At 69.6% G+C, this 12,456-nt stretch carries 13 protein-coding genes; 11 read left to right on the top strand and 2 right to left on the bottom strand.

Annotation, left to right across the window (positions count from 1 at the left end):
• Positions 1–144: 144 nt before the first annotated feature.
• Both sctR and sctQ read right to left on the bottom strand, forming a co-directional pair.
• Complete coding sequence (sctR, locus tag EJO71_RS00920) at positions 145–804, bottom strand: type III secretion system export apparatus subunit SctR (RefSeq protein ID WP_125947233.1); 660 nt, start codon at positions 802–804, stop codon at positions 145–147.
• 28 nt (positions 805–832) lie between these two features.
• Positions 833–1,936 carry a type III secretion system cytoplasmic ring protein SctQ gene (gene sctQ, locus EJO71_RS00915; RefSeq protein ID WP_125947234.1) on the bottom strand — a complete coding sequence of 368 codons (1,104 nt, stop codon included), beginning with the start codon at positions 1,934–1,936 and terminating at the stop codon, positions 833–835.
• A 313-nt stretch (positions 1,937–2,249) separates the two neighbouring features.
• Here sctQ and sctV point away from each other — a divergent pair, with 313 nt between their 5' ends.
• From sctV to EJO71_RS00860, 11 genes are all read left to right on the top strand, one after another.
• Positions 2,250–4,325 (top strand): type III secretion system export apparatus subunit SctV, encoded by a 2,076-nt coding sequence (gene sctV, locus EJO71_RS00910; RefSeq protein ID WP_125947235.1) that lies wholly within the window; start codon positions 2,250–2,252, stop codon positions 4,323–4,325.
• A 44-nt stretch (positions 4,326–4,369) separates the two neighbouring features.
• Complete coding sequence (gene sctS / locus EJO71_RS00905) at positions 4,370–4,636, top strand: type III secretion system export apparatus subunit SctS (protein WP_093200459.1); 267 nt, start codon at positions 4,370–4,372, stop codon at positions 4,634–4,636.
• A 14-nt stretch (positions 4,637–4,650) separates the two neighbouring features.
• Positions 4,651–6,414, top strand: coding sequence for a type III secretion system outer membrane ring subunit SctC (gene sctC, locus EJO71_RS00900; protein WP_125947236.1), 1,764 nt, complete (start codon positions 4,651–4,653; stop codon positions 6,412–6,414).
• A 2-nt stretch (positions 6,415–6,416) separates the two neighbouring features.
• The gene (locus tag EJO71_RS00895; RefSeq protein ID WP_240651264.1) at positions 6,417–7,607 is read left to right on the top strand and encodes an FHA domain-containing protein; all 1,191 of its coding nucleotides are present in this window, start codon (positions 6,417–6,419) and stop codon (positions 7,605–7,607) included.
• 145 nt (positions 7,608–7,752) lie between these two features.
• Positions 7,753–7,959, top strand: a complete 207-nt coding sequence (locus EJO71_RS00890) for a hypothetical protein (RefSeq protein ID WP_021004014.1) — start codon at positions 7,753–7,755, stop codon at positions 7,957–7,959.
• Positions 7,960–8,031: 72 nt separating this feature from the next.
• Entirely contained in the window at positions 8,032–8,445 is a 414-nt protein-coding gene (locus EJO71_RS00885) for a hypothetical protein (protein WP_125947237.1), read from the top strand.
• 7 nt (positions 8,446–8,452) lie between these two features.
• Complete coding sequence (sctJ, locus tag EJO71_RS00880) at positions 8,453–9,259, top strand: type III secretion inner membrane ring lipoprotein SctJ (protein WP_240651265.1); 807 nt, start codon at positions 8,453–8,455, stop codon at positions 9,257–9,259.
• A gap of 6 nt (positions 9,260–9,265) precedes the next feature.
• Positions 9,266–9,970, top strand: coding sequence for a type III secretion system protein (locus tag EJO71_RS00875; RefSeq protein WP_125947238.1), 705 nt, complete (start codon positions 9,266–9,268; stop codon positions 9,968–9,970).
• Positions 9,952–10,590 (top strand): type III secretion system stator protein SctL, encoded by a 639-nt coding sequence (gene sctL, locus EJO71_RS00870; RefSeq protein WP_125947239.1) that lies wholly within the window; start codon positions 9,952–9,954, stop codon positions 10,588–10,590. Before EJO71_RS00875 ends, sctL begins: the two co-directional genes overlap by 19 nt.
• Positions 10,587–11,933, top strand: a complete 1,347-nt coding sequence (locus EJO71_RS00865) for a FliI/YscN family ATPase (protein WP_125947240.1) — start codon at positions 10,587–10,589, stop codon at positions 11,931–11,933. Before sctL ends, EJO71_RS00865 begins: the two co-directional genes overlap by 4 nt.
• Positions 11,930–12,418, top strand: a complete 489-nt coding sequence (locus EJO71_RS00860; RefSeq protein WP_125947241.1) for a serine kinase — start codon at positions 11,930–11,932, stop codon at positions 12,416–12,418. The genes EJO71_RS00865 and EJO71_RS00860 overlap by 4 nt, the downstream gene beginning before the upstream one ends.
• Positions 12,419–12,456 lie beyond the last annotated feature (38 nt).

Below are 12,456 nucleotides of genomic sequence, written 5' to 3'. Positions count from 1 at the left end.
CCGGCTCCGATGCCGCGCGAACTCTAAGTGGCATCGCCGCGCGCGGGCAACAACGAGTTTTCGTAGACGGGCGCGCACCGATGCGTGGATCAGCGGGGCCGCGCGATGGCCGCCGCGGCCGAAGAGTGATGGACCGTCGCGAGCTCATCGGTACGACAACACGAGCCCGTGCACCAGTCGCGTCCAGCCGTCGAGCATCACGAACAGGAGCAGCTTGAACGGCAGGGAGATGGTGGTGGGCGAGATCATCGACATGCCCAGTGCCAGCAGCACCGTGGCGACGATCAGGTCGACCACCACGAACACCAGGTAGATGATGAAGCCGATCTGGAAGGCTCGCGTGAGCTCGCTGAGCGTGAAGCTCGGCACCAGCACCATGAAGTCGTCGTCCTTCAGTTGTTCGGCGCGCGCCTTCGGCCAGATGTTGGCGGCCGACTTCAGGAAGAACTGCCGCTCGCGCTCGTGCGTGTGCTTCTGCAGGAACTCCTTGACCGGCGCCTTGGCCGCATCGATGACGGCCATGATGTCGCCCAGTCCTTCGCCCTTGGCGCCGAAGCTGCGGCTGCGCAGCGTGTCGCCGATGTCCATGCCCACCGGCGCCATGATGTAGACCGACAGGATGATCGCGATGCCGTTGAGCACCATGTTGGGCGGCGTCTGCTGCAGGCCCAGCGCGGTGCGCAGAAGGCCGAACACGATGACCAGCTTGGTGTAGCTCGTCACCATCAGCGCCACGAACGGCGCGATGCCGAAGGCGACGATGAGCGCGACCAGCGTGAGGGGTTCGGGAAGTCCGCCTTGCATGGGTATGGACCGCTTGAGGGGCGGCTCCTCAGACTTCGCCCGGCGCGAATTCCGACACGCGCACGCCCAGGCGGTCGCCCACCGCGACCAGATAGCCCTTGCCCAGCACGTTGCCGTGCGCAAGGATGCGCACCGGGCTGCGGTTGAGCGGCTGGCCAAGGTCGAAGACGTGGCCTGCGCGGATGCTCCTGAGTTCGCCGAGCGACACGGAGAGGTCGCCGACCTCGAAGCGCAGCGTGACCTCCAGCGCGTCGAGCCGGTCGATCGGCAGGTTGGCGTTGTCCGCGGCGTCGGTCGCGAGGGCGGGTGTGTCTGGCTTCATGGCACTGTCTCTCGATTGCTGAACGGTGATGCGCGAGCCTTCGGCGAAGGCGGAAAGATGCCGGCCCGCGGGGCCTCCGAGTTCCGCCGTGACCACGATGGCGGCTCCCGAAGAACTCCATTGCTCGATGCCGACGATGTCACCTGGCCGGATGCTGCCGACCTCGCCCAGGCGGATCGGCGTGCTGCCGAGGCGAAAGCTCACGGGCAGGCGCAGCGCGTCGAAGGCATTGGCGGCGTGGGCGTTGTGGCGCGAGCCGGAGCCCGCGGGCACCAGCGCGTCGAGCGTGGATGCATCCTCGAACTGCACGAAGCCGCGCAGCACGGCGCTGCCTTCCAGCGGCATGGCGACGAAGAAGGCCGCGCGTTCCGGATCGCAGTGAAGCGGCACCGCCTGCAGGCTGCGCTCGTGGGCCTCGCGCGCTTCCGCTTCGGAAGGCTGCCATTCGAAATGAAGCCGCAGCGCCTTCTCGAGCGCATCGATCAACGGATGCAACGCGTCGGCAAGCAGGATGTAGCGAAGGTCGCGCGGCAGCAGGTCGATGCGGCGCTCGCCCAGCAGCGCCTGGAGGCTGGGCGCGTCCATCGCGAGATGGCCGACGTGCGCGCCGAGCCTGAAGCGGAAGCTCTCGCGCGCGGTGCGGCCGAAGGCCGGGTCGTGGTGCCAGCGGATGCGGTAGCGCGCGCCGCGCGCGGCCGCCATGTCGGGGAGCGGCGCGGCACCGTAGAGGCGATTGAGCGCGCGCACATTGGAGGCATCGGCACGCGGCAATGCGCGGGCCTCGCCGAGCTCCGTGACTGCGTCAGGCATGAGCGCTTTCGGTCGGGATGCGGATGCTGGCGGCTGTGCTTCTTGTCACCTTCTTCATGCCTCGGAGCAACGCGAGACGGCTCGCATCGGGACCGGCAGCTTAGCCAGCCGCGTTGCGCGAAGGTAGTCCGCAAACACGTAGTGCCGCGCGCACCACACGTGGTGGCCGTTTACGAAAACTCGTTGTTGCCGTGGATGGATGGCGGCGCATAGAGTCCGTCCCGTCGCGACATTCCTCGCGACCGACAACGAAGCGATGCAATGCAATCGGCATCGCGCGGCACTTCGGAACATCCGCAAGAAATAAGACGCCATGGCGAGTTCTCCGCGATCCTTCCCGACCTACCGTGGTGGTGGCATGCGCGACCTGCTGGGCAGCGCGGGCCGCTACAACGACCTGCTGCTCGCGGGCCTGCTGGTGGTGATCGTCGCGCTGTTCGTGCTGCCGCTGCCCACGCCGTTGCTCGACCTGCTGATCGCGAGCAACCTCGCCATCAGCCTGGTGCTGCTGATCGTGGCGATGTATGTGCCTTCGGCGCTGTCGCTTTCGACCTTTCCGTCGCTGCTGCTGTTCACCACGCTGTTCCGTCTCGCGCTGAACATCGCGTCGACCAAGCTGATCCTGCTGCATGCGCATGCGGGCCACATCATCGACACCTTCGGCAAGCTGATCGTCGGCAACAACGTGGTGGTCGGCGGCGTGGTGTTCCTGATCATCGCGATCGTGCAGTTCATCGTGATCGCGAAGGGCTCCGAGCGGGTGGCCGAGGTGGCCGCGCGGTTCGCGCTCGATGCGATGCCGGGCAAGCAGATGAGCATCGACGCCGACGTGCGCGCCGGCGTGCTGTCGTCCGCGCAGGCGCAGAAGCGCCGCCAGATGCTGGAGCAGGAATGCCAGCTCCACGGGGCCATGGACGGCGCGATGAAGTTCGTCAAGGGCGACGCCATCGCGAGCATCGTGATCGCGCTGGTCAACATCCTCGCGGGCATCGCGATCGGCACGATGATGCACGAGATGAGCCTGGGCGGCGCGCTGCAGCGCTACGCGATCCTCACGGTGGGCGATGGCATGGTCTCGCAGATTCCGTCGCTGCTGGTGTCGATCGCGGCAGGCATCGTCATCACGCGCGTGAGCACCGGCGAGCGCCGCGACACGCAGCTCGCGAACCAGATCGGTCAGCAGCTGATGGCGCACCCGCGCGCACTGATCATCGCGGGCCTCGCGGTCGCGAGCTTCCTGGTCGTGCCGGGTTTTCCGAAGTGGGTGTTCGGCCTGCTGGCAGCGGTGCTGCTGGGCCTGGGTTTCGCCGTGCGCATGCGGCGCCAGAAGAACCAGACACCGGGCTGGATCTCGCACCGCGAAGGCGCCGACCAGGAAGATGCCGACGGCGACCACGCGATCGCGGCGCCGCTGGCGGTGCGGCTGTCGAGCGGCCTGCGCGGCGGCGTCGACCGCCATGCGCTCGACCTGCAGCTGGCCAAGGTCAAGACCGCGGTCGAGTCCGATCTCGGCCCTGTGTTCCCGCGCCTGCAGCTCGCGTATGCGGAGGGTCTTGCCGAGAACGGCTACCAGGTTCTCGTGCACGACGTCGCCGTGACCGGGGGCACGCTCAGGCCCGGGTGGCTGATGCTCGATCCGGCCGAGGCGGCCGCACCGCCGGCCGGAGCCGAGGTGGCCGAGCCTTTCGGTCCCTTCGCGCGGGTGGTCTGGGTGCCGGGCGAGGCTGCAGGGTTCAAGACCTGGGACAACGAGGAGGTGGTGGGCCTGCATCTGGACCACGCGGTGCGCGGCAACGTTCGCGAGCTCATCGGCCTGCAGGAGGTGCAGCGCCTGCTGCATTCGGTGCAGCGCGACGCGCCCGAGCTCGCGGCCGAGGTGTCGCGCGTGGCCTCGAGCCAGCGCATCGCCGAGGTGCTGCGCCGGCTGCTGCAGGAAGGCATCCCGATCCGCAACCTGCATGCGATCTTCGAATGTCTCGCGACCTGGGCGCCGAAGGAGCAGGACGCCATTGCGCTGACCGAGCTGGTGCGCATCGACCTGGGGCGCTACATCACCAGCCGTTACGTGGGGCCGAACCGGCAGCTCGAGGCGATCCTGTTCGAGTCGAGCCTGCTGGAGCGCGTGCAGAACGCGATCGAGCGTTCGCCTCGCGGCAACCTGCTGCTGCTGAGCCCGGCGGTCACGCAGGACATCCGCGAGCAGGTGCGCCGCATCCTCGGGTCGGCCGCGACGCGCGTGGTGGCCATCGCCTCCTCGGACGTGCGCCGCTACATCAAGACGCTGATCGAGCCGGTGGCACCGCTGCTGCCGGTGCTGTCCTACCAGGAAGTCGATGAAGACGTGGCCCTGCAGCCGGTGGGCTGGGTCACCAACCCGCAAGCCCACTGATGAACTTTTCACAGCCTTCGAAGGCGCACCGCAAGAACAACGCAATGACTCCGCAGAACATCCTGGACATCACGCGCGAGGGCCTGCTCCTCGTGCTGTGGATCTCGCTGCCGGTGGTGGCGGTAGCGACGCTCACGGCCCTCGTGGTGGCGGTGCTGCAGGCCGTGACGCAGGTGCAGGACCAGAGCATCGGCCAGTCCATCCGGATGATCGCGGTGATGGTCGCGATCATCGCCACCGCGGGCTGGATGGGACGCGACGTGATGCGCTTCGCCGAGCGCGCGATCCAGGCATTGAGTTCGCTGCCGTGAGGAACTTCTTCGACATGCCCGCCCCGCGCCTGAAAGCCTTCAGCCCGCGCAGCCTCGTGCTGTGGGGTTGCGCAGCCCTCGCGCTGCTGGCAGTGCAGCCGCCGGCTCGCGCGGCCGAGCTGCGCTGGAGCAACCGGCCGTTCCAGATCGTCGCCAACGAGAAGCCGCTGGCCGACTTCCTGCGCGAGCTGGCGTCTTCGCAGAACGTCACGGCGGTGATCGACACCAAGGTGGCCGGCGCCATCAGCGGCAAGTTTGCCGGCTCCGCGCTGGCCACGCTCAACAGCGTGTGCGCGGTCAACGGGCTGACCTGGTACTTCGACGGCGCCTTCCTGTTCATCGACCTGGCCGCCGACGCGAAGAGCGAGGTGCTGCCCATCGCGGCCGAGAACGCGGGGCGCATCGCCGAGACGCTGGTGCGCCTGCACATCTCCGACGAGCGCTATCCGTTGAGCATCAGCGAGCGCGACGCCAGCGTGTACGTGACCGGGCCGCGCCGCTACGTCGAGATGGTGCGCCAGGCGGTGAAGCTGGCCGACCAGAAGAGCGCGATGGCCGAAGGCGCCGAGATCCGGCTGTTCCCGCTCAAGTACGCGTGGGCGTCGGATTTCCGGATCAACCGCTCCGGCAAGGAAACCGTCATTCCCGGCGTGGCCAACGTGCTGCGCAGCCTCTATGGCCGCGCCAGCGGAAATGCCCCGTCGGGCAGCGGCGGCCCCCGGGGCATGAGCGGCGGCATGTCGCTGGGCCCGAACCGGCAGATCAAGCTGCGCAGCGGCGAGACCATCAACGCTCCCAAGGTCGAGATCGCCGGGGGCGGTGGCGGCGATGCCATCGCACAGGGCGGCGTCCCGGGCATCGCGGGCGGCGAGCTGCCCCAGTTCCAGGCCGACACGCGAATGAATGCGGTGCTGGTGCGCGACATGCCCGACAAGATGGCCCAGTACGCGAAGCTGATCGAGTCGATGGACGTGCGGCCGCGGCTGGTGGAGATCGAAGTGACCATCATGGACATCAGCTCCGACACGCTCAACAGCCTGGGCATCGACTGGCGCCTGCACGGCCGGCACGCCGACTTCCAGACGGGCCGCGGCGATCGCGGGCAGCTGACCTGGGGCGGCACGGGCAGCGAGGCCGGGCAGATCGGCAGCTCCGACGGCTCGGGCAATCCGCTCACGCCTCTGGGCGGCATGTTCACCGCCGCCATCGGCAACAGCGCGCGCAACTACCTGCTGGCCCGCGTGACCGCGCTGGCCACCAACGGTAACGCGAATTTCGTGGCGCGCCCCAAGGTGATGACGCTGGACAACACCGAGGCCGTGCTGGAGAACCTCAGCGAGTTCTACGTGCGGGTGGATGGCTTCCAGGACGCGGGCCTGTTCAGCATCACGGCCGGCACCGCCGTGCGGGTGACGCCGCTGGTCATCGACGAGAAGGCCTCCCGCGGCGTGATGATGTCCATCGACATCGTCGACGGCGACCTCAGCCCGATGTCGGTCGACAAGATCCCGATCGTGCGGCGCCGCACCGTCAACACGCAGGCGCTGGTGGAGGAGGGCGCGAGCCTGCTGATCGCGGGCTACTCGTCGGAAGAGAAGAGCAATGCCGTCACGGGCGTGCCGCTGCTCAAGGACATTCCGGGCGTCGGCGGGCTCTTCCGCTCGACCGAGAAGAAGCAGTCCAACATGGAGCGCTTCTACCTGCTGACGCCACGCCTGGTGCTGCCCGGCGCCACGGCGAACGTGCCGACGCTGCCCTTGCCGGAAGTGGGAGGCTGAACGTGCGCGATCAGGACGACGACATCTCCCTCGATGGCGAAGAGCAGCCCGCGGCCGGCCCGGCCCCGGCGGCGCTGGGCGACGGCTGGTGCCTGCGCTTCCTCAGCGGCGCGGTGAAGGGACGGACCATCGCGCTCAAGCCCGGCCTCAACGTGCTGGGTTCGGGCGGCGACTGCGAAGTGATGCTGCCCGGCGGCGACGTGCTGCCGCGCCATCTGGCGTTCACCGTCGGCGAACTGGTGGTGTCGATGCAGCGCCTGGGAACGGCCTCGGCGCGGCTCAACGGCGAGGACATGCGGCAGCCGCGCAGGAGCGTGGTCGCGGGCGACGTGGTGAGCCTGGGCCAGATCGACTTCCAGCTCGACCGCAGCTATGCGACCCGCGTGCGCGAGGACCGCATGTTCGCTCCGGACCATGCGGCGCAGCCCGATGTACTCGCGCAGGCGAGCCCGTCGACGGCCCGATCGCGGCGCCTGGGCTACTGGGCGGGCGGCGTGATGGCGCTGCTGGCGCTCGTCGGCCTGGCCGCGGTGTCGCTCGGCGATGCGGGCGCCAGTTCGCGGCGCACCGCCCGCGTGGACCTGGCCGCGGTGGAGAAGGCGCTCGTGCCGTTCCCCGAGGTGGAAGTGGTGGCCGCGCAGGGCGGCCGGCTCGGCGTGAAGGGTTATGTCGAGTCGAGGCAGCGCCGCGAGGCCCTGCAGCAGGCGATGGAGCCCTTCGGCAGCCAGGTCAGCGTCAACGTGCATTCGGCCGAGGACATGGTCGAGCAGGCGCGTCGCTACGTGGGCGACCCCGGCGTGGCGGTCACCTACACCGGCCAGGGCCGCCTGGTGCTTACCGGCACGGTGGAAGACGCGGCCGTGCGGCAGAAGATCCGCAGGCTCGGCGAAGACCTGCATCCGTCGGTGCTGGTCTCCGACAAGGTCCAGTACCGTGAGAAGCCCGCGGCCGAGCCCAAGGAGACCGACCTGCGCACGCAGTGGGACGGCTGGCAGAGCGTGCTGCCGGCGCGCATGGTGAGCATCACCGAGGACGGCAACGGCCTGCGCCACATCCAGCTGTCCAACGGCAGCCGGTACTACGAAGGCTCGGTGCTGCGCTCCGGCGCAGAACTCAAGCGCATCGACGCCGACGGGCTGGTCCTGAGCGGCGGCGTGCCCGACAGCAACAACAACAACAGGCGCGGGAGGTGAGGCATGGCCATAGGCAAGGTCCTCCTCGCGCGCACCCCGGATTTCATGCGGCGCCGCATCCGTGCGCCGCGTGGAATGGCTCCGTCCCGCCGGGACGGAGCGCTTCAACCCTCGTAAATCATCCTTTCTTGACCAGGAGATACACATGGCAGGCGCAGTTGACAGCTCTATCCAGCAGATGAACCAGGCCGCGGCGGACAACGCCAGGCTGATGTCGGCCAGCATGGCCGCCTCCACCAGCATCCAGGGCGCGGCCTCCACCGCGCACACGGTCAACGGTGCGAGCGCCGCCGGCGGCGAGGTGGCCAAGTCCACCGGCAACGACATCCGCCAGTCGGCCAAGTCCTCGTAAGCAGGTCCGCGCGGTGCCCCCGGGGTGCATCGCGCGGCCCTTTTCCCCAAGGACCCCCGAAAGAGGTGAACCATGACCGATCCCACCGCGCTGGTCGCGGCAGGCGCGCAGCCGGCCGGCGTGTCCGGGCCCGCGGCGCCGCAGCAGTCCGCGGCCCCTTCGCGCCTCGATCCGGGCGAGACCCGGATGTTTGCCAACATGATGCAGGGCGTGCAGGCGCCGCCGTCCGCGGTGGCTGCGCCGAGCGCGCTGGGCGATGCCGCCAAGGCGCTCGCGTCCCAGCTCTCGGGCAACGTGCGCTCCTACGAGGAGATGCGCCACAGCATGCTCGAGTCGATCGACATGTCCGACCCCATCAAGACCATGTTCGCGATGACCGACCACGCCATGGAGGCGCACATGATGTTCGCGAAGATGCACATTTCCACGGGCCTGGCGAGCGCCGCCACCAGCCTGTTCGGCACCCTGCTGAAGAACCAGCAGTGAGGATGCCGTGAAGCTGCTGTCGCGCACCCTTTCATTCATTCCGCGCCGTGGCCGCTGGCTCGCGGCGCTGGCCCTGCTGATGGCATTGGGCGGCTGCAAGGTCGGCCTGTATTCCAACCTCAACGAGCAGGAGGCCAACGAGATCGTCGCCGCGCTGTCGTCCGAAGGCATCGATGCGGCCAAGAGCCGCGTGGAGGGCAGCAACTGGCAGGTCGAGGTCGACGAAAGCCGCATGAGCGCCGCGCTCGACGTGCTGCGCGCCCAGGGCCTGCCCCACGAGCGCTTCGCCACCATGGGCGAGGTATTCCAGAAGCAGGGGCTGGTGTCCACGCCCTCCGAGGAGCGCATGCGCTACATCTATGCGGTCTCGCAGGAGCTGTCGCAGACGCTGCGCAACGTGGACGGCGTGGTGTCCGCGCGCGTGCACGTGGTGATCCCGGCCAACGATCCGCTCAGCGAGAAGACGCGGCCGTCGTCGGCCGCGGTGTTCATCAAGCACCGGCCCGATGTGGACATCCGCCTGCTGGCCCCGGCCGTGAAGGAGATGGTGGCGCACAGCATCGAGGGGCTGACGCACGACCAGGTGTCGCTGTCGCTGTTCGAGGCGCGCCGGCCGGCGGTGTCGGCGGCCGCCCTGGCAGGCGGCGCCAGGGAGCGCCCGATGGTGCTGGGCCTGTTCCCGGCCTCGACCGCGATGGTGCTGCTGGGCCTGCTGCTTGTGGCCGCCGTCTGCCTCATGGTGCTGCCGGTGCTGCTGCGCAGGCAGGGCGTGGACTGGCGCAACTGGGCGCGCCGCCAGGTGCTCAGGCGCTGACACGCGATGCCGGTATCCGCTCCTTCCGTCGACCCCCAAACCGCACAGGCCGCGCCCGGTCCGATGGACCTCGTGCGGCTGGTGATGCGCTTCAACCTGCATCCCGAGATCGACCTGCATCCGAGCTGGCTGCCCGCCGACTGGCCGGCGCGCCACCGCATTCCGGCGCGGCTGGGGGAAGCGGGCCGCACGGTTCTTGCCGGCCAGCTTCGCCGCAGCCAGGGGCCGGCGAACGGTGCCGCCGACTACAACTTCGATGCCCGCCTCAAGCGCGTGGTGCTGCTCGACGGCGCCGCGCTGCGCCGGCTCGCGGCCTACCTGGGCTTCTGCGTGCACCTGCCGCTGTTCCGGCTGCGCGGCGGAGCGGGGGCGCAGATCCGCCGCCAGGCCCGCCGCTTCGATGCGGATGCCGTGGAGTTCCTGCTCGAGCGCGTGCCGCAGCTCACCGAGCTGCGCATGGACAACGCCGCGCTGCAGCAGTGGCCGCTTTCCGCGGGCCGGGTCGCGGTCGACCGGGGCTACCGGCTGCTGCTGGCGGCGGCTGCCGCCGAAGGCGACGTGGTGCGCCGCCGCCTGGGACACAAGCTGCCGCGCCGCATCTCGGTGCTCGGCGTGCCGCCGCTGCAGCGGCGCCAGCTCCTGCAACTCAACGAACTGATGCTCTCGTGCATCGTTCCCGAAAGACTGCCGCAATGGGATTGGCTTTTCTGATCACCACCGAGAACCTGCAGCTCCTGAGCGAGCGCAAGGTCTTGAAGGAACACGAGTACGCGGCGCTGCTCGACGCATCGACCGTGGTCGAGACCGCGCGGCGCGAGGCGCGTCGCATCGTGCAGCAGGCCACGCAGGATGCCGAGGCCGGCCGCAGGCAGGGCTACGAAGAAGGTCTGCGGCAGGCCAGGACGGAATATGCGACCCAACTGGTGACCGACACCGTGGCGGCCGAGCGCCAGCTCCATGCCTTGCGCGCGTCCATGGCGCAGATCGTGGTCAAGGCCGTCGGACAGTTCATTGCCGACGCGGACCCGGCGGCGCTGTTCGAGGCGGCGCTGCTGCGCGTCGATACGCTGATCCGCCAGGAGCCCTTCATCACCGTGCGCGTGGCGCCCGCGCAGGAGGCGATCCTGCGCGGCGTGGTCGCGCGGCTACGCAGCGACGCCAACTGGTCCATGACCGTGCACTTCGTGGCCGACGCGGCGCTGCCCGTCGGTGCCTGCGTGCTGCAGACGGCGTCCGGCGTGCTGGACATCGGCGCCGACGCGCAGCTCGAGGCCTTTCGCCGCGCGGTGGAACGCAGCGGCCTCGGCGAGGCCGGGGAGGGGCAGCAGTGAATCCGGTGTCCGACGCGGCGCTGGGCATCGTCGCCGAGCTCGAGCTGGCACTGGGCCGCGTCACGCCGGCGACGATTCGCGGGCGCGTGAGCAGGGCGGTGGGCATGCTGATCGACGCATCGGGCATCCAGGCCCATGTGGGCGAGCTGTGCGAGCTGGTCACGCCGGGCGAGCCGCCGCTGCTGGCCGAGGTGGTCGGCTTTCGCGACAACACGGCCATCCTCACGCCGCTCGGGCCGATCACCGGCATCTCGGCGCTGACCGAGGTGCTGCCTACGGGGCGCGGTCATGTCTGTCCCGTCGGCGCGGGCCTGCTCGGGCGGGTGCTCGATGCGCTGGGCCAGCCCATCGACGAGAAGGGGCCGCTGAAGACCCGCACGCTGCTGCCGGTGCACCGCGAGCCCGTGAGCCCGCTGGCGCGCCGCATGATCGAGGCGCCGCTGCCCACCGGCATCCGCGCGGTCGACAGCCTGCTCACGCTCGGCGAGGGGCAGCGCGTGGGCGTGTTCGCGCCGCCGGGCGTGGGCAAGAGCACGCTGCTGGGCATGCTCGCGCGCGGCGCGACGGCCGACGTGAACGTGATCGCGCTGATCGGCGAGCGCGGGCGCGAGGTGAAGGAGTTCATCGAGCACAACCTCGGCGCCGAGGGGCGGGCGAAGACGGTGATGGTGGTTTCCACCTCCGACCGGCCACCGATGGAGCGCATCAAGTCGGCCTACGTGGCCACCACCATCGCCGAGCATTTCCGCGACCAGGGCAAGAAGGTGCTGCTGCTGGTCGATTCGCTCACGCGCTTCGCACGCGCGCAGCGCGAGATCGGCCTCGCGAGCGGCGAGCCGCCCACGCGGCGCAGCTATCCGCCGTCGATCTTCTCGATGCTGCCGCAATTGCTGGAGCGCGCGGGGCAGGGCAGGACCGGCTCGATCACCGCCGTCTACTCGGTGCTCACCGAGGGCGACGAGGAGAGCGACCCCATCGCGGAGGAGGTTCGGTCCATCCTCGACGGCCACATCGTGCTGTCGCGCAAGGTCGCGGCGGCCAACCGCTATCCGGCGATCGACGTGCTCGCGAGCATCAGCCGCGTGATGCCGCTGGTGACCTCGCGTGAGCACCGCGCGGCGGCGGCGCATTTTCGCGGCCTGCTGGCCAAGTACCAGGAGATGGAGCTGCTCGTGCAGATCGGCGAATACAAGGCCGGCGCCGACGCGCTGGCCGACGAGGCGATCGGCGCGCGATCGGCGATGCTCGAATTCCTGTCTCAGCCGCCGGACTCGAGCCTGCCCTATGCGCAATCGGTCGAGGCACTGCGGCAGTTCGGCTGGACCGGGGAGCCCGCGCGATGAGCGGCGTCGACTGGAAACTGCTGGTGGGTGTGCGGGAGCGCCAGAAGACCGCGGCCATGGGCGTCGTCGCGCGCGACCGGGCCGCCGCCGAACAGAGCCACGCCGAGCTCCGGCAGGCCGAAGCGTGGCAGCAGCAGCAGGTGCAGAACAAGGCTGCGCACTGGCTGGCGACGAACGGCGCGCTCTCGCACGGGGAATGCAGCGTTGCGCAACTGCGGCACGCGGGCGCCTGGAGCACGGCGCTCGATGCACGGATCGCCGAGGCCGGCCAACTCGCCGCGCAGGCCGGACAGGCCCATGCGCTGCGCGAGAACACGCTCGAGGCCAGCCGGCAGAAGCTGCGCGCCGCCAGCGGCGATGTCGAGAAGGCGCAGCAGATGCTGCAGCGCGCACGCAGCGAGCAACTGCGCCTGCGCGAACTCCGGCTCGACGACGCGACCGAGGAAGCCACCTCGCAGGCATGGGCCGCGCGGCGCCGGGCCTAGGGGCGACGACCAGACGACGAGAGAGAGACGGATTGCCC

This window comes from Variovorax sp. 679, assembly GCF_003952185.1.
GTDB lineage: Bacteria > Pseudomonadota > Gammaproteobacteria > Burkholderiales > Burkholderiaceae_C > Variovorax.
This window is presented reverse-complemented; position numbering and strand designations above follow the sequence as displayed.

Coding starts and splice junctions, on each gene's coding strand:
- EJO71_RS00885 (WP_125947237.1), top strand. CDS start 8,032: ATGACCGATCCCACCGCGCTGGTCGCGGCAGGCGCGCAGCCGGCCGGC.
- sctV (WP_125947235.1), top strand. CDS start 2,250: ATGGCGAGTTCTCCGCGATCCTTCCCGACCTACCGTGGTGGTGGCATG.
- sctL (WP_125947239.1), top strand. CDS start 9,952: ATGGGATTGGCTTTTCTGATCACCACCGAGAACCTGCAGCTCCTGAGC.
- sctS (WP_093200459.1), top strand. CDS start 4,370: ATGACTCCGCAGAACATCCTGGACATCACGCGCGAGGGCCTGCTCCTC.
- sctC (WP_125947236.1), top strand. CDS start 4,651: ATGCCCGCCCCGCGCCTGAAAGCCTTCAGCCCGCGCAGCCTCGTGCTG.
- EJO71_RS00860 (WP_125947241.1), top strand. CDS start 11,930: ATGAGCGGCGTCGACTGGAAACTGCTGGTGGGTGTGCGGGAGCGCCAG.
- sctQ (WP_125947234.1), bottom strand. CDS start 1,936: ATGCCTGACGCAGTCACGGAGCTCGGCGAGGCCCGCGCATTGCCGCGT.
- EJO71_RS00875 (WP_125947238.1), top strand. CDS start 9,266: ATGCCGGTATCCGCTCCTTCCGTCGACCCCCAAACCGCACAGGCCGCG.
- sctR (WP_125947233.1), bottom strand. CDS start 804: ATGCAAGGCGGACTTCCCGAACCCCTCACGCTGGTCGCGCTCATCGTC.
- EJO71_RS00890 (WP_021004014.1), top strand. CDS start 7,753: ATGGCAGGCGCAGTTGACAGCTCTATCCAGCAGATGAACCAGGCCGCG.